At 74.5% G+C, this 368-nt stretch carries 1 protein-coding gene; it reads left to right on the forward strand.

The window, feature by feature from the left end; translation table 11 throughout:
* Positions 1–368, forward strand: a 368-nt coding sequence (locus NJ376_RS02425; RefSeq protein WP_252951644.1) for a GMC family oxidoreductase N-terminal domain-containing protein, incomplete at both ends; no start/stop codon positions are given.

Below are 368 nucleotides of genomic sequence, written 5' to 3' on the forward strand. Positions count from 1 at the left end.
CGCCATGTCCCGCCGCAACCTGGAGGTGCGGACGGAGGCGCGGGCCAGCGCCATCCTCTTCGAAGGCCGCCGCGCCATCGGCGTCCAGTACCTCCACGCCCCCGGCGCCCCACCGCGCCGCGTGATGGCGCGGCGGGAGGTGATCGTCTCCGCCGGCACGGTAAACACCGCGCGGCTGCTCCAGGTCTCCGGCATCGGTCCGGCCGATCTGCTCGACCGGCTCGGCGTGCCCGTGGTGAAGGCGCTGCCCGGCGTCGGCGCCAATTTCCGCGACCACTACACCACCCGCGTCGTCATGCGCATCCGCCCCGGCGTGCCGACCCTGAACGAGCTCTCGCGCGGCGTGCGGCTGGGGCGGGAAGTGCTGC

Source organism: Siccirubricoccus soli (assembly GCF_024178315.1).
Taxonomy (GTDB): Bacteria; Pseudomonadota; Alphaproteobacteria; order Acetobacterales; family Acetobacteraceae; genus Siccirubricoccus; species Siccirubricoccus soli.